The sequence below is a fragment of the Flavobacterium sp. genome (assembly GCF_043778725.1).
In the GTDB taxonomy this organism is placed as follows: Bacteria; Bacteroidota; Bacteroidia; order Flavobacteriales; family Flavobacteriaceae; genus Flavobacterium.
Genome location: NZ_JAYWFT010000107.1, coordinates 1 through 21,815, shown reverse-complemented (window position 1 = coordinate 21,815; position 21,815 = coordinate 1). Strand labels below are relative to the sequence as shown.

General features: G+C 32.1%; 21 protein-coding genes. 14 read left to right on the top strand and 7 right to left on the bottom strand.

Annotated elements, in window-relative coordinates:
* Nucleotides 1-11 precede the first annotated feature (11 nt).
* Genes ACH2CG_RS10010 through ACH2CG_RS10000 form a run of 3 tightly spaced genes read left to right on the top strand, consistent with a single transcriptional unit; the run spans nt 12 to nt 852 of the window.
* Complete coding sequence (locus ACH2CG_RS10010) at nt 12-236, top strand: hypothetical protein (RefSeq protein WP_395064737.1); 225 nt, start codon at nt 12-14, stop codon at nt 234-236.
* A 16-nt stretch (nt 237-252) separates the two neighbouring features.
* Nucleotides 253-396 carry a hypothetical protein gene (locus ACH2CG_RS10005; protein ID WP_395064736.1) on the top strand — a complete coding sequence of 48 codons (144 nt, stop codon included), beginning with the start codon at nt 253-255 and terminating at the stop codon, nt 394-396.
* Between the two features lie 45 nt (nt 397-441).
* Nucleotides 442-852 carry a hypothetical protein gene (locus ACH2CG_RS10000; RefSeq protein WP_395064734.1) on the top strand — a complete coding sequence of 137 codons (411 nt, stop codon included), beginning with the start codon at nt 442-444 and terminating at the stop codon, nt 850-852.
* A gap of 7 nt (nt 853-859) precedes the next feature.
* On the opposite strand, the gene hutH is transcribed toward ACH2CG_RS10000, so the two are convergent.
* Nucleotides 860-2,362, bottom strand: a complete 1,503-nt coding sequence (gene hutH / locus ACH2CG_RS09995) for a histidine ammonia-lyase (protein ID WP_395064732.1) — start codon at nt 2,360-2,362, stop codon at nt 860-862.
* A gap of 410 nt (nt 2,363-2,772) precedes the next feature.
* Between hutH and thrA the strand changes: the two genes are divergently transcribed.
* The 4 genes from thrA to ACH2CG_RS09975 all read left to right on the top strand — a co-directional run bounded on the left by thrA (nt 2,773) and on the right by ACH2CG_RS09975 (nt 8,509).
* Nucleotides 2,773-5,220 carry a bifunctional aspartate kinase/homoserine dehydrogenase I gene (gene thrA, locus ACH2CG_RS09990; protein ID WP_395064730.1) on the top strand — a complete coding sequence of 816 codons (2,448 nt, stop codon included), beginning with the start codon at nt 2,773-2,775 and terminating at the stop codon, nt 5,218-5,220.
* Nucleotides 5,221-5,257: 37 nt separating this feature from the next.
* The gene (locus ACH2CG_RS09985; protein ID WP_395064728.1) at nt 5,258-6,190 is read left to right on the top strand and encodes a homoserine kinase; all 933 of its coding nucleotides are present in this window, start codon (nt 5,258-5,260) and stop codon (nt 6,188-6,190) included.
* Nucleotides 6,191-6,282: 92 nt separating this feature from the next.
* Nucleotides 6,283-7,572, top strand: coding sequence for a threonine synthase (gene thrC, locus ACH2CG_RS09980; RefSeq protein WP_395064726.1), 1,290 nt, complete (start codon nt 6,283-6,285; stop codon nt 7,570-7,572).
* Nucleotides 7,573-7,648: 76 nt separating this feature from the next.
* Entirely contained in the window at nt 7,649-8,509 is an 861-nt protein-coding gene (locus ACH2CG_RS09975; protein WP_395064724.1) for a L,D-transpeptidase, read from the top strand.
* A gap of 1 nt (nt 8,510) precedes the next feature.
* On the opposite strand, the gene ACH2CG_RS09970 is transcribed toward ACH2CG_RS09975, so the two are convergent.
* Complete coding sequence (locus ACH2CG_RS09970) at nt 8,511-9,359, bottom strand: NAD(P)H-hydrate dehydratase (RefSeq protein WP_395064722.1); 849 nt, start codon at nt 9,357-9,359, stop codon at nt 8,511-8,513.
* A gap of 461 nt (nt 9,360-9,820) precedes the next feature.
* On the opposite strand from ACH2CG_RS09970, the gene ACH2CG_RS09965 reads away from it, so the two are divergent.
* From ACH2CG_RS09965 to ACH2CG_RS09945, 5 genes are all read left to right on the top strand, one after another.
* Nucleotides 9,821-10,534, top strand: a complete 714-nt coding sequence (locus ACH2CG_RS09965) for an esterase family protein (protein ID WP_395064720.1) — start codon at nt 9,821-9,823, stop codon at nt 10,532-10,534.
* Nucleotides 10,535-10,614: 80 nt separating this feature from the next.
* Nucleotides 10,615-11,559 carry a RimK family alpha-L-glutamate ligase gene (locus tag ACH2CG_RS09960; protein ID WP_395064718.1) on the top strand — a complete coding sequence of 315 codons (945 nt, stop codon included), beginning with the start codon at nt 10,615-10,617 and terminating at the stop codon, nt 11,557-11,559.
* 120 nt (nt 11,560-11,679) lie between these two features.
* The gene (locus ACH2CG_RS09955) at nt 11,680-12,789 is read left to right on the top strand and encodes a carboxylate-amine ligase (RefSeq protein ID WP_395064716.1); all 1,110 of its coding nucleotides are present in this window, start codon (nt 11,680-11,682) and stop codon (nt 12,787-12,789) included.
* 93 nt (nt 12,790-12,882) lie between these two features.
* On the top strand, nt 12,883-13,713 hold the full coding sequence (locus tag ACH2CG_RS09950; protein WP_395064714.1) for a type 1 glutamine amidotransferase: 831 nt from the start codon (nt 12,883-12,885) through the stop codon (nt 13,711-13,713).
* 86 nt (nt 13,714-13,799) lie between these two features.
* Nucleotides 13,800-14,993 carry a hypothetical protein gene (locus ACH2CG_RS09945; protein ID WP_395064712.1) on the top strand — a complete coding sequence of 398 codons (1,194 nt, stop codon included), beginning with the start codon at nt 13,800-13,802 and terminating at the stop codon, nt 14,991-14,993.
* A 4-nt stretch (nt 14,994-14,997) separates the two neighbouring features.
* Here ACH2CG_RS09945 and ACH2CG_RS09940 read toward each other — a convergent pair whose 3' ends face one another.
* From ACH2CG_RS09940 to ACH2CG_RS09920, 5 genes are all read right to left on the bottom strand, one after another.
* Nucleotides 14,998-15,354 (bottom strand): type II toxin-antitoxin system HigA family antitoxin, encoded by a 357-nt coding sequence (locus tag ACH2CG_RS09940; RefSeq protein WP_395064710.1) that lies wholly within the window; start codon nt 15,352-15,354, stop codon nt 14,998-15,000.
* A 3-nt stretch (nt 15,355-15,357) separates the two neighbouring features.
* The gene (locus tag ACH2CG_RS09935; protein WP_395064708.1) at nt 15,358-15,651 is read right to left on the bottom strand and encodes a type II toxin-antitoxin system HigB family toxin; all 294 of its coding nucleotides are present in this window, start codon (nt 15,649-15,651) and stop codon (nt 15,358-15,360) included.
* A 65-nt stretch (nt 15,652-15,716) separates the two neighbouring features.
* Nucleotides 15,717-16,934: an acetyl-CoA carboxylase biotin carboxylase subunit family protein gene (locus tag ACH2CG_RS09930; RefSeq protein WP_395064706.1), complete on the bottom strand. Its 1,218-nt coding sequence runs from the start codon at nt 16,932-16,934 to the stop codon at nt 15,717-15,719.
* A gap of 3 nt (nt 16,935-16,937) precedes the next feature.
* Nucleotides 16,938-18,359: a leucyl aminopeptidase family protein gene (locus ACH2CG_RS09925; protein ID WP_395064704.1), complete on the bottom strand. Its 1,422-nt coding sequence runs from the start codon at nt 18,357-18,359 to the stop codon at nt 16,938-16,940.
* A gap of 3 nt (nt 18,360-18,362) precedes the next feature.
* Nucleotides 18,363-19,502: an alpha/beta hydrolase gene (locus tag ACH2CG_RS09920; protein WP_395064702.1), complete on the bottom strand. Its 1,140-nt coding sequence runs from the start codon at nt 19,500-19,502 to the stop codon at nt 18,363-18,365.
* Nucleotides 19,503-19,712: 210 nt separating this feature from the next.
* Between ACH2CG_RS09920 and gcvT the strand changes: the two genes are divergently transcribed.
* Nucleotides 19,713-20,795 carry a glycine cleavage system aminomethyltransferase GcvT gene (gcvT, locus tag ACH2CG_RS09915; protein WP_395064700.1) on the top strand — a complete coding sequence of 361 codons (1,083 nt, stop codon included), beginning with the start codon at nt 19,713-19,715 and terminating at the stop codon, nt 20,793-20,795.
* A gap of 156 nt (nt 20,796-20,951) precedes the next feature.
* On the top strand, nt 20,952-21,671 hold the full coding sequence (locus tag ACH2CG_RS09910; protein ID WP_395064698.1) for a YebC/PmpR family DNA-binding transcriptional regulator: 720 nt from the start codon (nt 20,952-20,954) through the stop codon (nt 21,669-21,671).
* The last annotated feature ends 144 nt before the right edge of the window (nt 21,672-21,815 follow it).

The window sequence follows — 21,815 nt, the reverse complement described above, 5'->3', positions numbered from 1 at the left end:
TTATTGAAATTATGAACGATAAAATATTAACATGGATAAAAAAAACAGGTTATCCACTAGAATTATTTGGTGAATCAGTTTTAAATGAATTAGGTTTTGAAATTATCAATTCATATATGTACAAAGATATTGAAAGTGAAATCTTTAGAGAACTAGATTTATTTTCCGTTTTAAATAAAAAAAAAGAAAATGTTTACTTATCCATTAATTTATTAATAGAATGTAAAAAAAACTGAAAAGCCTTTAATTTTATTGAGTAATAAAAACACAAAAAAAACTCGAATTACTTTAGCAAATTATGTCACAATTGATAATCCACATTCAAGAGCATTATTTGGTTCGCCTAAAGATATTGAAATGCCAGGTAGAAATGCATTAGGTTTTAAAATGATTTAAGCATTTACTGATGGTGATGAATTAATTCATAAAGCAGCAAATACCTTGATTAAATCACTTCATGATTTTGATTTACAATGCAAAGAAGAATATATTCAAATGCACATTCAAGAAAATCAATTTTCTTTAGGAATTCCCATTTTATTGATAGATTCACCAATGGTTGAATTAAAATTAGACGAAAATAATGAAATGGTTATTAATGAAATAGATTCATGCATAATTAACTTCAAAAATCAAATAAATGGTATTGATAATGATTTCTTTATCCCAATTATTAAAAAAGATTTTTTTAAAGAATTTTGTTTAAACTTCAATTCTATCTCAGATGAAATAATAGATTTTTTAATTAAGAACCCAAATTATCAATTAAAAAACTATGAAAAAACTGAGTTTAAAATTAAAGAAAATAAAATCTATTTAAAAATGGTTAAGAAAAATAGAGTTAAAAATTAATTAAATTTTACTCCTCCAAATCAATCAAAAAACTATTTAAAAACGCTACAGAATTTTCAATATCATAATGTAAAATTCGATCTTCTTTCACAAAAGGAACCTCTTCTCGGTATGATTTTACAAACATTTCAATAAAATCGCTAGATTTTAAAGGTCTTCTAAATTCAATAGCTTGCGAAGCATTCATCAATTCAATGGCCAAAATTCGCTCTAAGTTTTCCATGACTTTCAAACATTTTGTAGCCGCATTGGCACCCATCGAAACGTGATCTTCTTGTCCGTTACTAGAAACAATACTGTCAATACTTGCTGGAGTTGCCAATTGCTTGTTCTGACTAGCAATGCTTGCAGCAGTGTATTGCGGAATCATAAAACCCGAATTCAAACCAGGATTGTCCACCAAAAACGCAGGCAAACCACGCAATCCAGAAATCAATTGATAGGTTCTTCTTTCAGAAATACTTCCTAATTCTGATAATGCAATTGCAAGAAAATCTAAAGCCATTGCCAAAGGTTGACCATGAAAATTTCCTCCAGAAATAATCACATCTTCACCTACAAAAATATTTGGATTATCAGTAACCGAATTAATTTCTGTCTTAAAAACTTTTTTTACATAATCAATCGTATCTTTCGATGCTCCATGCACTTGAGGAATACATCTAAACGAATATGGATCTTGAACATGTTGCTTTTCTTGTGCAATAATTTCGCTATCTTCAAGCAAATGAGTAATTCTCTTCGCCGTCACAATTTGACCTTTGTGCGGACGAATGTAATGTATCAATTCGTTAAAAGGTTCAATTCTACCATCAAATCCTTCTAATGAAATTGTCGAAATAACATCTGCCAAATAAGAATATTTCATTGCTTTTAGCAAAATATAACTTCCGTAAGCGCTCATAAATTGTGTTCCATTCAATAATGCCAATCCTTCTTTAGATTGCAAAACAATTGGTTGCCAATTAAATTGCTTCAAAACTTTGGATGAATGTACTTTTTTACCTTCAAAATTTACTTCTCCTTCACCTAATAATGGTAACGATAAATGTGCCAACGGAGCCAAATCACCACTTGCGCCAAGCGAACCTTGTGTATAAATTATTGGTAAAACATCATTGTTATAAAAATCTACCAATCGTTCTACTGTCTGCAATTGAACTCCAGAATGTCCATAGCTCAACGATTGAATTTTTAACAACAACATAATTTTCACAATCGCACTCGGAACTTCATCTCCAGTACCACAAGCATGCGATTTTACTAAATTAGATTGTAATTGCGATAGATTTTCATTGGAAATTTTTACATTATATAAAGAGCCAAAACCTGTGTTAATTCCATAAATCGCTTTCTCGTTTCCAGCCATTTTGGTATCTAAATATTCTCTACATTTTTGAATATTTATTTTGGCTTCTTCCGATAAAGAAATCTTTTTGTGTTGTGAAATTATTTCTTGTAAAGTCTCTAAATGCAGTACTTCTGAACTTATATAATGCGAATTGTCCATTTTGGAATTAAATTAGACCTCAAAATTCCGTAAACGATTGTTAAAAAACAAGATTTGAAGGCATTATTTTATTGAATATTTGTTAAAAAAACACTTCATATAAATAGAATATCATTTTAAAAAATAAATAAACTACTTAAAAATGAAGGATTCACAAAAATCACCAACTCGTTTTTTTGTTAACTAAAAAATGTTACTTTTGAAATATATGTTGAACAATTGCCACACATACAGCTTCGTATCTACAACCAATTCTTTGGTTGTGAGTTTTATTGGCACTACATCTACAACAACTACAACCCCATTTGGGGTATAATTTTCACATATAATCCAATTTCTATGGACTTTCAAAATGAGAGTGCAAATTTTTTTGAAATCATTCTCATAAATTCATCTTACAACAAAATATCATGATAGTATTAAAATTTGGCGGAACCTCTGTTGCCAATGCCGAAAATATTCAATTAGCAATAAATATTGTTACTGAAAAATCAAAAAAAGAAAAATTAGCTGTAGTTGTTTCTGCCTTAAGTGGCGTTACAGATATGCTTTTGAATGCCTCGAAAAAAGCTGCTTCAAAAGATGAAAACTATAAAAATAATATTGAAGAAATTAAACAAAAACACTTCGAAACTATTTCAGTTTTAATTGATAGCATAAATCAAAATCAGCTTTTAATTAAGATAAACAGTCAAATTAATCAACTACAAACACTTCTTGACGGATGTTTTTTATTGGGAGAATTATCTCCAAGAACTTCTGATGCTATTGCAAGTTTTGGCGAATTATTATCGTCTCAAATTATCGCAACAGCGCTGCAACAAACTATTCCGAATAGCAATTTTAAAGACAGTCGCAAGTTGATTAAAACCAATTCTAATTTCGGAAAAGCAGTCGTTAATTTTGATGTAACTAATTCACTTATTGATGATTATTTTAATTCAAATAAATCGCAGGTTGTAATTTTACCAGGTTTTATAGCTTCTTCTAAAGACGGAAATACTACAACTCTTGGTCGTGGTGGTTCCGATTATACAGCAGCAATTATTGCCAATGGCGTAAATGCCGATTCATTAGAAATTTGGACCGACGTCAACGGAATGTTTACTGCTAATCCGAAAATTGTAAAACAAGCGCAACCAATAGAATCTATTTCGTATCAGGAAGCAATGGAATTATCGCATTTTGGTGCCAAAGTTTTGTATCCGCCAACAATTCAACCGGTTTTGAAAGCTGCTATTCCAATTTGGATAAAAAACACATTCGATTCTGAAGCTTACGGAACATTAATTTCCAACAATCCTGATGCAAATGCAAATCCGATAAAAGGAATTTCTCACATTGACAACATTGCACTATTAACCGTTGAAGGCTCAGGAATGATTGGTGTTGCTGGATCATCAAAACGATTATTCGAAGTACTTTCTCAAGAAAATATCAATGTGATTTTTATAACTCAAGCTTCATCGGAACATTCCATTTGCATCGGAATTCAAAATCAAGATGCAGAAAGAGCTCGAAAAGCAATAAATAAAACTTTCGAATTAGAAATTGCTCAAAATAAAATAGACAATTGCATTGTAGAAAAAGACCTATGTATTGTGGCTTTGGTTGGTGAAAATATGAAAAATCACCAAGGTTTAAGTGGCAAAATGTTCAGTACTTTAGGGAAAAATAATGTGAATATTCGTGCCATTGCTCAAGGTGCATCTGAAAGAAATATATCAGTTGTAATTAATGAAAAAGATGTCAAGAAAGCATTGAATACTTTACACGAACGCTTCTTTGAAGACAATACAAAACAGCTAAATTTGTTTGTCATGGGCGTTGGAAATGTCGGAGAAAAATTTGTTGACCAAATTAACCAACAAAAGAAATTCCTAAAAGAAAATCTAAAAATTAATGTTCGAGTAATTGCAATGTCAAACTCTCGAAAAATGGTTTTTGATGAAGATGGATTGTCGCTGAAAGATTGGAAATCACAATTAGATAATGGTGAAAATGCCAATGTTTCAGAGTTTATTTCTAAAGCAAAAGAACTAAATTTACGCAATAGCATTTTTGTAGACATTACTGCAAATGGAGCCATTGCATCCATTTATGATCAGTTTTTAAAACAGAATATTGCTGTCGTTACTTGTAATAAAATCGCTTGTTCATCAAAATATGACAACTATAAAAATCTAAAAAATCTATCTCGAAAATACAATGCACCATTTTTATTTGAAACCAATGTTGGTGCCGGTTTACCAATTATTGACACATTAAAACATTTAATTGCTTCTGGAGATAAAGTGAACAGAATTAATGCCGTTTTATCGGGAAGTTTGAACTTTATTTTTAATAATTTTAGTGATTCTTATAACTTTCACGACGTTGTAAAAGAAGCTGGCGTACAAGGATTTACCGAGCCTGATCCGAAAATTGATTTAAGTGGCGTTGATGTAGCTAGAAAAATTCTAATTCTAATTCGCGAAAGCGGTTACGAAATGGAAATGGAAGCCATTGAAAACAATTGTTTTTTACCACAAGAATGCATGGAAACAACTAATAATGAAGATTTTTTCAAGTCATTAATCAAACATTCAAGCCATTTTGAAAATTTACTAGCCGAAGCAAAAGTTAAAGATTGTAGAATCAAATTTGTAGCTTCGTTTGATAATGGAAAAGCTAGTGTTGGCTTACAATTTATTCCAAAGGAAAGTCCGTTTTACAATCTGGAAGGAAAAGACAATATTGTAGAATTTTACACCGACAGATACATCGATCAACCGTTAATTATAAAAGGTGCTGGTGCTGGTGCAGCGGTTACAGCATCTGGAATTTTTGCCGACGTAATTAGAATTGGAAATGTGTAAAGACGCTATTAATCGCGTCTCAACGAACAAAAATAATATGAACGAAATAAAAATATTCTGTCCAGCAACAATCGCTAATCTCAATTGCGGATTTGACGTTTTAGGTCTATGTCTAGAAGGAATTGGTGATGAAATGATTATAAGAAAATCAGCAGAAAAAGGAATCAAAATAACCAAAATCACTGGCGCCGATTTACCGTTAGAAACCGAGAAAAATGTTGCTGGAGTTGCTGCTTTAGCCATTTGTAAAGAAGCCATTAATCGCATCTCCTTTGAACACGGTTTTGAAATAGAAATCCATAAAAAAATAAAAGCAGGAAGTGGCATCGGAAGTTCTTCTGCAAGTGCTGCTGGAGCAGTTTTTGGAATCAACGAATTACTCGAGAAACCATTTACGAAATATGAATTAGTTGATTTTGCCATGAAAGGTGAAGCTGTAGCAAGCGGTTCTGAACATGCCGACAATGTTGCTCCTTGCCTACTTGGCGGTTTTACTTTGGTTCGTGGTTACAATCCGTTGGATGTCATTCGAATTGAAAGTCCGAGCGAACTTTACGCAGTAGTTTTGCATCCACATATCGAAGTTAAAACATCAGATGCTCGTGCGGTTTTGCAACCCATGATTCCAATGAAAGACGCCATAACGCAATGGGGAAATCTAGGCGGATTAATTGCTGGTTTATACACAAAGGATTACAAATTAATTGGTCGCTCACTAAATGATGTTATCGTTGAACCTGCGCGAAAACATTTAATTCCTAACTTTGATGAAGTTAAAAATACGGCTTTGCAAAACGGTGCTTTAGGTTCTGGAATTTCTGGTGCTGGACCATCGATTTTTGCCTTGTGTAAAGGTCAAGAAATTGCCGAAAAAGTAGCATTTGCCATGAGCGAAAGTTATCAAAATACTGGAATTGAATTTGATATGCACCTTTCAAAAATAAATCCAGAAGGCGTCAAACAAATTTAAAATTTAGCAACACAGATTCGAGAAATTTACACAGATAATAAATTTTAATAATTTCTTAAATTTCTCTAATCTGTGTTCCAAAAAACATCAAAATGAAATATTACAGTTTAAACAATAAAGACAACAAAGTTTCCTTTCAAGAAGCCGTTATTCAAGGACTTGCACCAGATAAAGGTTTGTATTTTCCTGAAACAATTACCCGATTACCGCAATCATTTTTTGATGAAATAGAAAATTTATCAAACGAAGAAATAGCTTTTGAAGCCATAAAGCAATTCGTAGGAACTGAAATTCCTGAACCCGAATTAAAGCAGATTTTAAATGAAACATTATCCTTCGATTTTCCATTGGTAAAAATAGAAGAAGCCATTTTTTCTTTAGAATTATTTCACGGACCAACTATGGCTTTTAAAGACGTTGGCGCACGATTTATGTCACGATGTTTAGCCTATTTTAACAGAGATAAAAATCAAAAAAATACTGTTTTGGTAGCAACTTCTGGCGATACCGGTGGCGCAGTTGCAAGCGGATTTCTTGGTGTGAAAGGTGTTGAAGTTATCATTTTGTATCCATCGGGAAAAGTGAGCGATATTCAAGAACGCCAACTAACAACTTTAGGTCAAAATATTACTGCTCTTGAAGTTGATGGCGTTTTTGACGATTGCCAAGACATGGTTAAAAAAGCCTTTCTTGACGATGATTTAAAATATAAAAACCTGACTTCGGCAAATTCTATAAATATTGCACGTTGGCTTCCGCAAATGTTCTACTTTTTCTTTGCTTATAAAGAGTTGAAAAAGTATAACAAAGACTTAATTGTTTCTTGTCCGAGTGGAAATTTTGGAAATATTTGTGCTGGAATTATAGCTAAAAAATTAGGCTTGCCACTAGCCCATTTTGTGGCTTCAACCAATGCAAATGATACGGTTCCAAGATTTTTAGAAAACGGAATTTACAATGCAAAACCATCAATTGCTACCATTTCGAATGCTATGGATGTTGGAAATCCGAGTAATTTTGTGCGCATTCAAGAAATGTATAACAACGATTTGAAGGCATTTAAAAAAGATTTTTCATCCTATACTTATAATGATGAGGAAACTAAATTTGCAATGAAAAACATTCATGTAAATTCTGGATATATCGCCGAACCTCATGGTGCAGTAGGTTATTTAGGGTTGAAAAAAGAGCTTCTGAATTATCCAAATGCCGTTGGTTTTTTCCTAGAAACTGCGCATCCAATTAAGTTTTTGGATATTGTTGAACCAGTTTTAAATGTGAAATTGGAGATTCCAAAACAGATAGAAAGCGTTTTGAATAAAGAAAAATTGAGTGTAAAAATTAAAAGTTATGAAGAATTGAAAAGTTTTCTAAACAAGTAAATTAAACAACTATTTTAGAGAATTGTATAAAGGTTTTTGATTTCAAAATGATGAATTTTACAAAAAACTTAATCTTATGAAATCTAAAATACTTCTTTTAACAATAATCTCATTTGTAACTTTATTTTCATGCAAGGAAAACGGAAGTCCTATAAAACAAAAAAAGCAAATTGTTAGAAAACAACCAAAATCGGTTTCTTATACCATGGAAAATGCAAAAACCTGGTTGGAGCAAAACGCAGTCGATGTTTCTAAAATAGAAATCGTAACAGCAATAAATAGAACCGATAAAAAGAATTTGGCAAAATTGGATTCCATTGTAATTCCTAGTGATTTTAGTGGTGATGTTGTTTATTATTTACCGTTTCCATTGGAAGTTAATTATTTAAAAGACGTTTCTAAAGTTTTAATTTTTTCTTATCCAACTCAAACTTTTGCTGCTTATGAAAACGGAATTCTTGCCTATTCTGGTCCAACAAATATGGGTAGAAAAAAAGATAAAACACCAACTGGATTATTTTTTACCAATTGGAAAGCAGAAGAAACTACTAGTACTTTTAACGACGAATGGGATTTAAAATGGAATTTCAATATTGAAAATAAATTGGGTGTTGGTTTTCATGAATATGAATTACCTGGTTATCCTGCGTCACATTCTTGTTTGCGATTGTTAGAAAAAGATGCCAAATTTCTTTACGATTGGGCTGATCAATGGGTTCTTGCCGATGAAGAAAATGTAAAAGTAAAAGGAACTCCAGTTATAGTTTTCGGGAGTTATGATTTTGATGGAGCAAAACCATGGTTGCAATTGGTCAAAAATCCGAAAAGTTTAGATATTTCTGAAGCAGAAGTTGAAAAACAAGTGGCTCCTTTTTTAAAATCTATTTTAGATCAACAAAAAATTAGAGACGATTATACTAAAACTTCTGTTGAATAATTCAATTTTCTAACGTTAGAAATGCTTTTCCTAAATAATTAATGATATCAGAAGCTATAAACGATTCATATCCTGTTTTTGGTATAGCAATATCGGCAGTTAATCCGTGAAGGTAAACACCTAGAATTGCTGCATTTATTGGTTCGTAATTTTGAGCGAGTAAACTTGCGATGATTCCAGTAAGCACATCGCCACTTCCTGCTGTAGCTAATGCTGGATTTCCTGTTGTGTTTTGGTAAATTGTTTCGCCATCAATAATATAAGTTGGTGCGCCTTTCATCACTATAATTACATTAAACTTCTTTGAGAATTCAATTGTTTTTACAAATTTTTCTTCATCAGAATTCCATTTTCCTAGTAAACGTTCCAGTTCTTTTGGATGTGGCGTAAGTATTGTTTTGGGTTGTAAAAGTGATAGCCAAGTTGGATTTAATGATAAAATATTTAAAGCGTCGGCATCAATAACCATTGGTGTTTTAGTATCAAAAAGTAGTTGATGAATGGCATTTTGTGTTTCGATTTCCTGACCAATTCCGACACCAATTCCGACTGCATTTGGCGCAAAATCATAATCAATATTGGTTATGAAATTCTCTTTAATATCGGTTAAAACCATAACTTCTGGAATGCTAATTTGTAAAATTTCGTAACCACATTTTGGAATAAATGCAGTTACCAATCCGCAACCCGATTTTATGGCTGCTTTACTTGACAAACAAACCGAACCCATTTTGCCATAACTTCCGCCAATAATTAGAGCGTGACCTTGAATTCCTTTATGAGAATTTAGCGGAATTGGTTTATAAATATTTAGAATTTCTGGCTTTGTAATTTTTATTGGAAGTTTCATGGAATTAATATATTAGTCAACTAAAGTTACTGAATTTTAATGGAATTACTATTGTTTATTTTTAATACTGTTGCCCTAGCCCAGATAGTAATGAAAAGCCCGGAGTTAAAAGTTGTAGTTTTCTTGGTGTAAAAAAGCGACCAACGATCCCGAAGCTTCGGGACTTTTTATACCTTAGAAAAACACAACTTATAACGAGGACTTGTAATGAATAGCTGGAAATAGCTTCTAATAAGCTAAAAAACAATGCGTTTTGTCGATATTATTAGAGTTAACAGGCATTGTGTTATCCGCAAATAATTGTATAAAATGTGGTTTAGGAACTTAAAATTGTGCTTTTATTACAGAGTTTTCAATATTCAATTGATTTAATTGAAATATCAAAATTAATCTCGTAAGCGTAAACTTTTACGTATTTCATACTATTATTTTCACTATAATTGTTAAAATAAAAGAAATTTATGAGAGAGGAATATTTTAAATGGTACTCACCCAATTTAAACCGAGAAATCCAAATGTTGGTTTTTGGTCATGCTGGTTATCCTGTTATTCTTTTCCCAACTTCAATGGGAAGTTATCACGAAAATAAGGATCAAGGTTTAATTGAAAGCGCAAGATGGTATATTGAGCAAGGTTTGATTCAGATTTTTTGTCCCGACAGTATCGATAAAGATAGTTTTTACAATAAAAATATTCATCCTGTGCATCGCATTCAAAACCATTCTTGGTATGATAAAATGATTTGTCACGAAATTGTAGAACGAGTGAAAAATAATACTGGCGCTGGAAAAGTAGCCGTTGCTGGATGTAGTTTTGGCGGATATCACGCAGCAAATTTTGCTTTTAGACATCCTGGCTATGTGAGTCATATGTTTTCTATGGGTGGCGCATTTTCTATCAAGAGTTTTATGAATGGACATTGGGATGACGACGTTTTTTACAATTCGCCAGAAGATTATATTCCGGGAATAAACGACCACGAAATGTGGAATATGGATATTGTTTTGGGAACTTCCAACTGGGATATTTGCTATGATGCTAACTTAAAATTGAGTGGCGTTTTGGCTCGAAGAGATATTCCGCATTGGCTTGATGTTCGGCAAGATAGAGAACACGATTGGCCTGTTTGGAAAGAAATGTTTCCGCATTATTTATCGCGAATTAAGTTTTTTTAAAAGAGAAAATAAATTGTATAATTTAATAAATATAGAATGAAATCGAAGATTCACGAAAACCGAAAAAAAAATATATAATCATGAGTAAAAAAATTGGAATTTTGTTTGGAATGGAAGATACTTTTCCGCAAGCATTTATAGATAGAGTTAACTCGAAAAACGAAAAAGGAATTATTGCAGAAGCAGTTTCTATTGATAAAGTGGTTCAAAACAGAGACGGCGAATATGCTGTGATTATTGATAGAATTTCGCAAGATGTTCCGTTTTACCGTGCGTATTTAAAAAATGCTGCACTTACTGGAACTAACGTAATTAACAATCCGTTTTGGTGGAGTGCCGATGATAAATTTTTCAACAATTCGTTAGCCGATACACTTGGAGTTCCGTTACCAAATACCGTGATTTTACCTTCTGCCGAACATCCAACAGACACCACTGGAAAATCATTCAGAAATTTGAAATATCCTATGGATTGGGATGGAATTTTCGATTACATCGGATTTCCAGCCTACATGAAACCTTACGCTGGTGGCGGATGGAAAAACGTTTATAGACTAGAAAACAAAGAAGAATTTTGGGAAAAACATCAAGAAACCGGACAATTAGTGATGATGTTGCAAGAAGAAATTGTGTTTACCGAATATTTTAGAGTGTATTGCCTTGGCGGAAAAGACGTTCACATTATGCAATATGAACCTAGAAATCCACATCATTTAAGGTATGTAATTGATGGTCCACCAGTTTCTAAAGAATTATTAAAAACGGTAAAAGACTATACTTTACGACTTTGCAAAGGCTTAGGATACGATTTTAATACGGTAGAATTTGCTGTTCGTGATGGAATTCCATATGCAATTGATTTTGGAAATCCTGCTCCAGATGCCGAATTGACATCGGTTGGTGCTGAGAATTTTGAATGGGTTGTAGAACATGCGGCAAAAATGGCAATCGCCGCTGCCAAAAAACAAAAACCAGGAAAAATGAATTTGACTTGGGGAACATTTATAAAAGACGCTGTTAAATAGTTTACAGTATTCAGTTTTCAGTTTGCAGTTAAATAATTGCCAAATCGAAATTCATTAGTTTTTATTTAATTCTATACAAACTGAACACTGGGCACTGAACACTGAATACTTTAAAAAAATATGTCGAAAAAACTACCCATTTTCACGCTTGGTGTTGAAGAAGAATATCAAATTATAGATCCTCAAACTCGTGATTTACGTTCGCATTTATCTAAAATTGTAGATGGCGCCAAAATCATTTTGAACGAGCAAGTAAAAGCCGAAATGCACCAATCTGTTGTAGAAGTTGGTACTAATATTTGCCAAAGTGTTGACGATGCAAGCAAAGAAATTCGCTTTCTGAGAAGCAAAATTGTAGAATTAGCCGATAAACAAGGTTTGGTTGTTGGTGGAGCAGGAACGCATCCGTTTTCTCGTTGGCAAGATCAACCTATCACTGATGATCCGCGTTATCATCACATTGTAAATGAGTTGCAAGATGCGGCACGTTCCAATTTGATTTTCGGAATGCATTGCCACGTTGGAATTGAAAACCGCGAACAAGGATTGCAATTGATGAATCAGGCGTGTTATTTCTTACCACACATTTTTGCACTTTCGTCAAATTCTCCTTTTTGGGAAGGGCGAAATACAGGTTATAAATCCTTCAGAACCAAAGTGTTTGATAAATTCCCAAGAACAGGTTTACCCGAATATTTTGATTCTGTTGCTTCTTATGACAATTATTTAGAAACGTTGGTGAAAACAAATTGCATCGATAATCCAAAGAAAATTTGGTGGGATTTACGTTTGCATCCGTTTTATGACACTATTGAATTTCGTATTTGTGATATGAGTTTGACCGTTGATGAAGCCATGTGTATTGTTGCTGTAATTCAGGCGGTTGTGGCTAAATTATACAAATTGAATACATCAAATACTAGTTTCAATATGTATCGAATTGCGTTAATTAAAGAAAATAAATTTCGCGCAGCACGATACGGAATTGAAGGCAATATGATTGATTTTGGTTTGCAAAAAGAAGTAGAAACCAAAGGATTAATTTTAGAACTTCTTGATTTTGTGGATGATGTAGTTGACGAATTAGGAAGCCGTGAGCAAATAAATTACGTTCATACCATTTTGAGAGAAGGAACTGGAGCCGATAAACAATTGGCGGTTTTTGAACAAACTCAAGATTTAACTAAAGTTGTAGATTTAATCACAAGCGAATTTACAAAAGGATTATAACGTTTTTGTTAATGAAATGTTTGATAACTGAATGTTAATGTAGATTTAACTATTTTTTAAATACTTTATCTTTGCGTCATTAAAAAGTAAAAAATGAGTAACCAGATACGAATTGCGATTTTAGATATGTACGATGGCGAGCCAAATCAAGGTATGCGTTGTATTATTGACATCATTAATCGATTCAACCAAATAGTTTCCTTTCAAGTATTTGATGTGCGTGGAAAATGTGAATTTCCTAACATTGAGAAATTTGACATTTATATTTCAACTGGCGGACCAGGAAATCCTTTAGAAGGTGATGGAAAATGGGACGCAAAATATTATAATTTCATTGACGATTTGTCTAAATGGAACGAAGAAAACAAAATTAAAAAACACGTTTTATTCATTTGTCATTCGTTTCAAATGGCTTGCAATCACTTTGGATTGGCGAAAATCACTAAACGAAAATCAACTTCTTTTGGTGTAATGTCAATGCACAAAACAGAAGAAGGAATAAATGATCCAATTTTTGAAGGACTACAAAATCCGTTTTTTGCAATTGACAGTCGTGATTATCAAGTAGTTCAACCTAAATTGAGTGTTTTCAAGAAAAAAAATGTCGAAATTCTTTCGTTAGAAAAAATTAGAAACCATCGTGGCGATTATGAACGCGCTATTATGGCAGTTCGTTTTTCTGACTATTTTGTAGGAACTCAATTTCACCCAGAAGCCGATGCTTTGAGTTTTATTGCCAACATGAAGAACAAAGAAAAACGCGAGAAAATCATTGCGATGAAAGGCCGAACAAAATTCAGAAATATGCTCGAAGATTTATTAGACGAAGATAAAATCTTTAAAACAAACGAAACAATTATACCGAATTTCTTGCGAATTGCAATTAATGACTTAATGCAACATAAGAAAGCGCTTTCTAATTGATTTTTGTAAAATGTATATTGTAAAAAAGTATAATGTACAAAATTCAATATACATAAATACAATTTACAATATACAAATTCATAAAAATGAATCCAAAATACAGACAACAATTCAACGATAATTTTACTACTGAAAAATACGATAATTTCATTGATGACATCACGTCTGATTTTGATTATAAAGTAACTTTTAGAATTGGAGAAACACCTTTTTTTATTCCGAATGATTTAAAAAATCAATTATTAGAAGCTAGTCAAGAAGTTATATCTTTTATTCAAAAGGAAGGTTTTAATGAATTAACTAATAAAGCATTAGAGCTAAATAGAAAAGTTCCAAACCAAGATAATCACACAACATTTTTAGCGATTGATTTCGGAATTTGTGAAGAAGACGGAAAGATCATTCCGAAGTTAATTGAAGTACAAGGATTTCCTTCTTTGTATAATTTTCAGAATAATTTAGCAGCAAAATTTCAAAAGCATTATCCTTTTTTATACGATTTAACTCCGTTTTTTAACGGACTTTCTAAAGAAGAATACCTTCAAATTGTGGAAGAAGCGATTTGCAATAATCATCCTGTAGAAAATGTAGTTTTATTGGAAATCGAACCTGAAAAACAAAATACTAAAATTGATTTTTATTATTGTAAACGTGATTTAGGAGTTGAAACAGTTTGTGTTACAGATATTATCAAAAAAGGAAATCAGTTATTTTATACCAATTCTAAAGGAAAAGAAATTTTAATAAAACGCATTTACAATCGCGTGATTTTTGACGAATTGGATTTGCGAACCGATTTAAAACTAAATTTCGATTTCTCAGATGATTTAGATGTAGAATGGGCTGGACACCCGAATTGGTTTTTCAGAATTAGTAAATTTATTTTGCCGTATTTAAAAGGAAAATACTTTATAGAAACAACTTTAGTATCTGATTTAAAAGAAATTCCAACCGATTTAGAAAATTATGTTTTAAAACCATTATTTTCATTTTCTGGAACTGGCGTAATTTTCCATGTAAAACCCGGAGATATTGAAGCAGTAAAAGAAAAAGATTTGTATATTCTACAAAAGAAAGTAAACTACAAACCTGTAATTCAATCGCCAGACGGAAAAGTAAAAGCAGAAGTTCGTCTGCTTGCTATTTGGAAAAAAGATGCGCCATCACCTACTCTAGTTACCAATTTAGTGCGATTAAGTCGTGGCGAAATGATTGGCGTAAAATTCAATAAAGACAAAGATTGGGTTGGTGGAACAGTTGGAATGTTTGAGAAGGAATAAAATTTTAATAATCCTGAATCAAAACATCTGTTGGAATATTTAAACTTTGATGTATCTGTCTTATCATTTCTAACGAAAGTTTTCTTTTTCTATTTAGAATTTCACTAGCACGGCTTTTAAAACCAACTATTTTAGCTAAATCATTTTGATTATAACCCATTTGTTCCATTCTAAACTTAATGGCTTCAATTGGATCAGGTAAGTCAATTGGAAAATGTTCATTTTCATATTGATCAATTAACAATCCTAAAAGTTCTAATTCGTCACCTTCGATTGTACCTTTTTTTGCATCAAAAATTACTTCAAGTCTTTCCATTGCTTGTTTGTAATCACTTTTGGTTTTTATAAGATTTATATTCATATCTTAAATTGTATTTGCATTTATTTTATCATATTCATTGTGAGTTCCAACAAATCGTATCCAAACCATTTCGTACTCATAGCTTATCTTAACAATTAATCTATAGTTATTACCTTTAATATTAAAAACTACTCTATTATTATTCAAAATACTTGCACTCGGATATTCTTCTTTTATATCATTAGGATTTTTCCATTCAGCCTTAATTGCTTCACGAAACCACGATTTTAATTGTTGTTCACAATCTGCATGACTTTGCCAAAAATCTCTCAATATTTTTTTTGAAATAACTCTCAAATCTAAAACTTTTACAAATATATTAATTTAATTACCAATTTGGGAACTATTCCATTTTATTTTTACTAATGCAACTTCTTAACTGCTTCCTGTTGTGCCGACGTAGCGAAATCTTTAATCAATCGTTCAGCATAAACATCAAGTAATTCTCTTATTCTTGCGTGTTTATTGCTTTTAACAATTAATCCGGCATGATAATCTAATGGAACTCTAAAACATACTTCCTCATCATTAAATTCTGATAAATCGGGATGTTGAAATTTGGATAAAGTCAATACAATTCCAGCGAATTCTTTTTTAACTTTTGGTAATTTGTATTTTTTATTTTTAGCCAAAGCATCTTCAATAGCTGCCCATTCTGCCCATAAATTAATATCGGAAGCTGCATGAACCATTTCTGCTAAATGTGCTCCGCCAACTCGTGAGGCTGTCTCTAGAAAATAGATTTTTCCGTCTTCATCACATTTTATAAATTCAGCATGAGAAGCGCCGTGTTTTAATCCGAAACCTTTAATCACTTGTTCATTAACTCGTTTTATCTCTATATCATCGGCAGAATCATAATCAATATTAGCACTTCTAAAAATGCCTCCACCTTGAGAAATTTCCATTGGAGTTGCCAAATATTGTGAGGTTAAACTAAACAAAATTTTTCCTTCAAAAACCAAACTATCACAATGAAAAACAGCTCCAGGACGAAACTGCTCCACCAAATATTTTGTACGATTTGTACCTAATTCATGTATGTTTTTCCATAATGAATCTTTATCAAAAACTTTAATAATTCCAGATGCAGAAGCTTCCGATCTTGGTTTTAAAACCCATGGCGGAGCAACAGTATCGGCGAAAGTATTAATATCGTCATTATTAAAAAGCGAACTAAATTGCGGATTAGAAATCTCCTTACTTTTAGCTTGCATGCGCATGGCCAATTTATCTCTAAAATAGCGTCCAGTCGTTTGTCCCATTCCGTCAATACGGAGATTTTCGCGTAAAAAAGTAGCTTTTTCTACATCAAAATCATCTAATGCAACAATAGCATCGATTTTTTTATAACGCATCAAATCGGAAACTCCAGCCAATAAATCGTTCAAATTCCAATCAACATCTTGTCCAGGCATGAAGAAAATTTCATCGATATACTCGAATGCCCAAGGTTTATCGCGTAGTTTTTCTGAAGTAATTAAATAGACGCGATTGCCTAATTTTTTCAAATTAATTAAGAAATCATTTCCTTTAAAATAATTTGAAATACAGATGTAGTTTTTGATTTGACTTTCCATAAGCTATAGATTTTCAATAAATTTAGTTATTAAATGTACTCCAAATGCGGTTGCATGTTTTGTTTTTGCAAATTCATCATCGCCAAATGCAACTCCTGCAACATCAAGATGCGCCCAAGATTTATGATCGTTTGTGAAGTATTCCAAAAATTTTGCTGCCGAAATTGCTCCAGCAACTGGTTTTCCAGAATAATTTTTTACATCGGCAATATCACTTTCGATATCACTTTTATATGAATCCCACAATGGTAATTGCCATAAACGCTCACCTATTTCATCGCCAGATTGTTGTAGTTTTTTGGATAAATCATCATCGTTTGTAAATAATGCGCCACATTCGTAACCCAAAGTTGCCACAGAACTTCCTGTTAAAGTGGCAATATCAATTACGGTTTCGGGTTTAAAGTTTTTAATTAAATACGATAATCCGTCGGCTAAAACCAATCTTCCTTCTGCATCGGTATCAATTATTTCAATAGTGCTTCCATTGTAACTGTTAATTACATCACTGGGCACAAACGATTTTGCATCAACCGAATTTTCACATGCAGGAACAATTGCTGTAACTCGATATGGTAATTTTAAATCGGCGATTAATTGCATTGCTCCAAGAACTGCGCCACCGCCAGCCATATCGCATTTCATGTGAACCATTCCAGCCGTTTTAATATTCAATCCGCCTGTGTCAAATGTGATGCCTTTTCCAACTAAACCAATATGTTTTTTGGATTTCTCTGGCTGATAATCCATTATTATAAATTGTGGTTCACGTTCACTTCCTTGTCCAACAGCTAAAAAAGAATGTAGTCCTATTTCGGTTGCTTTTTCTTTTCCGAATATTTCTACTGAAAATCCGTATTTTTTTCCTGCTTCAATTGCCCAATCTGCAAGATATTTTGGAGTTACGGTATTGGATGGTAAATCGACTAAATTAAAGGTTTCTAATTGCGCATTGGCGATTTTTATTCCTTTAGTAATAGCATCATCAAAATCTTTCTTAGTGAAAATCTGTAATTCGAAATTTGGATTTAAAAACGGATGAATTTCATTTTTCTTGAAATGTCCCAGATTGTAAGTTCCTAAAACCAATCCCGAAATTGCAGCCTCAACTTGAGTACTATTGAATTCATTTGGAACCACCAAAACCACATTTTCACCAAGAACATCTTTCTGTTTAGAAGCAATTCGTCGGAAAATAGTTTTGAGAGATTTATAATCTAATTCTTTTCCTAAACCAATAAAAACGTGAGTACAATCGTATTTTTCTACTAAATAATGAGTGTCTTTTTTTCCGTAAAAAACTTTAGAAGCTACCGATGTTCCGTGAAATTCTATCGGAACTATACTTTTAGAATTGGTTTCAAAAACCGGAATTAATAGTGTTCCAGTGAAGCCATCAAGATTTTGTATTTGTTTTGTTTTCATCTTTTAATTTTCTTTTGTGCTAAAAAATAGCCATTCTATTGCTTTTGGAAATTCGTCACTCCAATAAACTTCATTGTGTTTTCCTTCCATATTGATGCTCAATTTTATTTTCATTTTGTCTAACAACGCATCTTTTTTGAGCAATCGTTTTTTAAAATTTTTAACGTGATCAATCATTGTTGCGCTTTCATCTCCACCAGCATAAAGATAAATTCGTGTGTCTTGCGGTTCTTCCATATCAAGAAATGACAATTTTATTTTGGGAACAACCCAAAGTGATGGCGAAAAAATCATCAGTTTTCCAAACACTTCTGGATACATAATTCCCGAGAAAATACTGACCAATCCTCCCATTGAACTTCCTCCAATTCCAGTAAATTCTCTTTCGGGTTTGGTTCTAAAATTATCATCAATAAAAGGTTTTAATGTATCGGTTAAAAACCGAATGTACTTTTTTCCTTGACCGTTTCCTAAAACTGTATTTCCTACATTATATTCTAAAATTCGTTCTTTTTCGGCATGTTCAACAGCAATGATTATAATGTTACCAATTTTATATTCTGACATTACTGCCAGTTTTTTATCGATTTCCCAATTGCCGTACTTTGCCTTTTCATTGAATAAATTTTGTGCATCTTGCAAATACAAAACAGGATAACTTTCGGTTGAAGTTTCATAATCGTGAGGTAGCAAAGCCCAAACTTTCCTTGTTTTATTTAACTGCGGAATTTCAAATTCTTTAGAAATCAATTTTACTTTTGGAAGAAACTTTGACTTAAATGGCAACCAATTTCTTCTCCATTTATCAACATGCTCTTTTTTAACTCCTTTGTGTTGTTTGCACGAGCGATTTTCGGTGCGATTTCCATATTTATCAATTTCTACTTCACTCCAATCGCCACGTGTAAATTTATAAAGCAATTCATCTGGGTAATTAAAATCTGATTCAAATTTAAAATGATACAATCCTTGACCTACTTTCTCCATTTCAAACTTCTTGTCCTGCGTAATCCAATCATTAAAATTACCAGAAATATAAACCGGTCGATCATCATCTTCATCGGTTGTTAGAATAATATTGAGTTGCGGTTCAATAATTTCTGTTGCTTTTTCTGATTTTTCTATATCAATATTTAAACCCATATTCTTATTCCTATTCTATTTATGTAAAAATGTAAATATACTTTTTTGAATTTTGGAATGAAAATTTTTTGAAATCAAATACTAACTTTTATCAAATAGCAATTTATGAAACCTTTTTATTAAAATAAAACCATTTATAAATGCTTTTTTAATTATTATTTTAAGAATTTTTAAATAAATTAGCCACTTTAAATTTTATAACTACAAATAATGAAAAATACAGCTTTAACGCACATTCACGAAAGTTTAGGAGCAAAAATGGTTCCGTTTGCAGGTTACAATATGCCTGTTTCTTATGAAGGAGTAAATGCAGAACACGAAACGGTAAGAAATGCAGTGGGTGTTTTTGATGTTTCGCATATGGGAGAATTTTTAATTTCAGGTGCTAATGCTTTGGCTTTAATACAAAAAGTTACTTCTAATGATGCTGCGACTCTTGAAATTGGTAAAGCGCAATATTCTTGTTTGCCAAATAATGAAGGCGGAATTGTAGATGATTTAATTGTTTATAAAATAAAAGAAGAGCAATATTTATTGGTTGTAAATGCTTCTAATATTGATAAAGATTGGGATTGGATTTCATCGCACAACGATTTGGGTGCCGAAATGAAAAACCTATCCGATGATTATTCGTTACTTGCCATTCAAGGCCCAAAAGCTGTTGAAGCTATGCAAAGTTTGACATCAATAGATTTAGCAGCAATTAAATATTATCATTTTGAAGTAGCTGATTTTGCTGGAATTGAGCATGTAATTATTTCGGCAACTGGCTATACTGGTTCTGGTGGATTTGAAATTTATTGTAAAAATAGTGACGTTGAGCATGTTTGGAATAAAGTTTTTGAAGCTGGGAAAGCATTCGGAATCAAGCCAGTTGGATTGGCAGCAAGAGATACTTTACGTTTAGAAATGGGATTTTGTTTGTACGGAAATGATATTAACGACACAACGTCTCCGCTTGAAGCAGGTTTGGGTTGGATTACAAAATTCACAAAAGAATTTACCAATTCAGAAAACTTAAAAGCACAAAAAGAAGCTGGAGTTTCAAGAAAACTAGTTGGTTTTGAATTGATTGATAGAGGAATTCCAAGACACGATTATGAAATTGTTGATGCTGATGGAAACAATATCGGAATTGTAACTTCAGGAACACAAGCACCAAGTTTAGGAAAAGCTATTGGAATGGGTTATGTAAAAACTGAATTTGCAGCTGTAGATTCTGATATTTTTATTTTAATTAGAGACAAGAAAATTGCTGCTAAAGTGGTTAAAATGCCATTTTATAAAAAGTAATCAATGGCAATTTCAATGGCAAAAATCAATGGTAACATTAAAAATATTGAATTTTGATATTGAATTTGATTTTTTATATTGAAAAAAGTACTTTTGCAAATAGTAAAATTGATTTAAGATTGTTGATTAACGATTTTAGAATTTAGAATTAAAAAAATGGGAAGAGCGTTCGAATTTAGAAAAGGTAGAAAAATGAAACGTTGGTCAGCAATGGCAAAAGCGTTTACTCGTATTGGAAAAGATATTGTAATGGCAGTAAAAGAAGGTGGTCCAAATCCGGATGCCAATTCTCGTTTGCGTGCAGTTATCCAAAACGCTAAGGCGGCAAATATGCCTAAAGAAAATGTTGAACGTGCTATTAAAAAAGCAACTGATAAAGATACTGCCAACTACAAAGAGCAACTTTTTGAAGGCTATGCACCACACGGAATTGCACTTTTAATAGAAACTGCAACCGATAATAACAATAGAACTGTAGCCAACATTAGAAGTTATTTTAACAAATGCAACGGAACAATGGGAACGCAAGGTTCGGTTGAATTTATGTTTGACCATACCTGTAATTTCAGAATTCCAAATAATAATGTTGACATAGAAGAAATGGAATTAGAATTCATCGATTTTGGAGCAGAAGAAATTTTTGCCGATGATGAAGACGGAATATTAATCTACGCTCCTTTTGGAAGTTTTGGTGCCATTCAAAAAGAATTAGAATCTCGCGGAATTGAAATTTTATCTTCTGGATTTGAAAGAATTCCACAAGTAACAAAAAAACTTAGCGATGCAGAAATTGCGGATGTTGAAAAACTAATAGAAAAAATTGAAGAAGACGATGATGTGATGAATGTGTATCACACCATGGATGAATCAGAATAATATTTGGTTTTTTAATGTATTTATTACATACAAACTTCAAGGAAACTAGACTGCACCCAAAAGTTTAGACAAATTTATAATTAATTTTGATAATAATGAGCTCGATATTGTATTGGGCTCATTTTGTTTAAATTCGACTTGCTT

Excerpts from the sequence above, each read along its gene's own strand:
- ACH2CG_RS09985 (WP_395064728.1), top strand. The coding sequence starts at position 5,258 with ATGAACGAAATAAAAATATTCTGTCCAGCAACAATCGCTAATCTCAAT.
- ACH2CG_RS09910 (WP_395064698.1), top strand. The coding sequence starts at position 20,952 with ATGGGAAGAGCGTTCGAATTTAGAAAAGGTAGAAAAATGAAACGTTGG.
- ACH2CG_RS09955 (WP_395064716.1), top strand. The coding sequence starts at position 11,680 with ATGTCGAAAAAACTACCCATTTTCACGCTTGGTGTTGAAGAAGAATAT.
- ACH2CG_RS09970 (WP_395064722.1), bottom strand. The coding sequence starts at position 9,359 with ATGAAACTTCCAATAAAAATTACAAAGCCAGAAATTCTAAATATTTAT.
- ACH2CG_RS09960 (WP_395064718.1), top strand. The coding sequence starts at position 10,615 with ATGAGTAAAAAAATTGGAATTTTGTTTGGAATGGAAGATACTTTTCCG.
- ACH2CG_RS09925 (WP_395064704.1), bottom strand. The coding sequence starts at position 18,359 with ATGAAAACAAAACAAATACAAAATCTTGATGGCTTCACTGGAACACTA.
- ACH2CG_RS09965 (WP_395064720.1), top strand. The coding sequence starts at position 9,821 with ATGAGAGAGGAATATTTTAAATGGTACTCACCCAATTTAAACCGAGAA.
- ACH2CG_RS09930 (WP_395064706.1), bottom strand. The coding sequence starts at position 16,934 with ATGGAAAGTCAAATCAAAAACTACATCTGTATTTCAAATTATTTTAAA.
- ACH2CG_RS09920 (WP_395064702.1), bottom strand. The coding sequence starts at position 19,502 with ATGGGTTTAAATATTGATATAGAAAAATCAGAAAAAGCAACAGAAATT.
- thrC (WP_395064726.1), top strand. The coding sequence starts at position 6,283 with ATGAAATATTACAGTTTAAACAATAAAGACAACAAAGTTTCCTTTCAA.
- ACH2CG_RS09940 (WP_395064710.1), bottom strand. The coding sequence starts at position 15,354 with ATGAATATAAATCTTATAAAAACCAAAAGTGATTACAAACAAGCAATG.
- ACH2CG_RS09945 (WP_395064712.1), top strand. The coding sequence starts at position 13,800 with ATGAATCCAAAATACAGACAACAATTCAACGATAATTTTACTACTGAA.
- ACH2CG_RS10010 (WP_395064737.1), top strand. The coding sequence starts at position 12 with ATGAACGATAAAATATTAACATGGATAAAAAAAACAGGTTATCCACTA.
- ACH2CG_RS09950 (WP_395064714.1), top strand. The coding sequence starts at position 12,883 with ATGAGTAACCAGATACGAATTGCGATTTTAGATATGTACGATGGCGAG.
- thrA (WP_395064730.1), top strand. The coding sequence starts at position 2,773 with ATGATAGTATTAAAATTTGGCGGAACCTCTGTTGCCAATGCCGAAAAT.
- hutH (WP_395064732.1), bottom strand. The coding sequence starts at position 2,362 with ATGGACAATTCGCATTATATAAGTTCAGAAGTACTGCATTTAGAGACT.
- gcvT (WP_395064700.1), top strand. The coding sequence starts at position 19,713 with ATGAAAAATACAGCTTTAACGCACATTCACGAAAGTTTAGGAGCAAAA.
- ACH2CG_RS09975 (WP_395064724.1), top strand. The coding sequence starts at position 7,649 with ATGAAATCTAAAATACTTCTTTTAACAATAATCTCATTTGTAACTTTA.